This window comes from Sphingopyxis sp. BSNA05 (genome assembly GCF_013265645.1).
GTDB lineage: Bacteria > Pseudomonadota > Alphaproteobacteria > Sphingomonadales > Sphingomonadaceae > Parasphingorhabdus.
Window position 1 is genome coordinate 1 of record NZ_PYIA01000121.1, and the last position, 861, is coordinate 861.

Below are 861 nucleotides of genomic sequence, written 5' to 3' on the forward strand. Positions count from 1 at the left end.
CGCGTCCACCGGTTTTGCCGCTGCGCAAAGCGTGAACTCGGACATACTCGATATTGAAGCCATACGGGCGTCCGCCAAAACCTATTCCGCCGAGGCAGAAGCACTGGCGGAAAATGTCCGTTTGCGCAGCGAAGATTTGCGTAGCGACGCCCGTCAGACACAAGACCAGGCGCGGGCTAATCACGAACGATATACGCAAACTGTCGAGCGGAAACATGCAAACAACAAAGAAAACAACATGGATGAAGTCTTCGATTTCGACCGGATGATTTCGGATCATGCAAAAATGGCTCAGGCCAAACTCGGTGACGCACCGCGTTTCATTGCCTTTGCAAGCTTGTCGATGCCGTCGCAGTCTTTGAAAAACTCGTTCGCGACACATCGGCGGCAGGCGGGGTCACGGTGCTGCGTGGTTTCCCCGGTGGCAGCGCCAAACAGCTGACAAAAATGCTGACCGCTATGGCCTCGGACGGCGAGCAATTATCCGCGCTCGGTATTGATCCCAGACTATTCCGGGCGTTTGATATCAAGGCTGCGCCCAGTTTCGTAATGGCCTCATCCGATTTTACGCTCTGCGATGGTTTCAATTGCACAGGCGCTGTCCCGCCCCATGACCGGATGACGGGCAATGTCAGCGTAGAATATGCGCTCGAAACATTTGCGGGCGGCGCTGGTCCCGGATCGCGTCTCGCCGCGCTGCACCTTGCCCGCCTGAAGAAGGAGCGCTGAGTGATGAAGTTTCTTAAATGCCTTGCCCTCGTTGTCACGGTCATCAGTTTCTCCGCCGGATCACCACTGGCGGCACAGGACCGCGAGGCGGCCAGGAAAGAAGGCAAAGCTTTTGCCAATCAACAACAGGGA

General features: G+C 56.2%; 1 protein-coding gene and 1 pseudogene. Both read left to right on the forward strand.

Annotated elements, in window-relative coordinates:
* Positions 1 to 442, forward strand: a pseudogene (locus C8024_RS21995) (hypothetical protein); the annotation flags it as partial.
* The gene (locus C8024_RS22000; RefSeq protein WP_367947270.1) at positions 403 to 729 is read left to right on the forward strand and encodes a type-F conjugative transfer system pilin assembly protein TrbC; all 327 of its coding nucleotides are present in this window, start codon (positions 403 to 405) and stop codon (positions 727 to 729) included. The pseudogene C8024_RS21995 and the gene C8024_RS22000, both read left to right, overlap by 40 nt.
* Positions 730 to 861 lie beyond the last annotated feature (132 nt).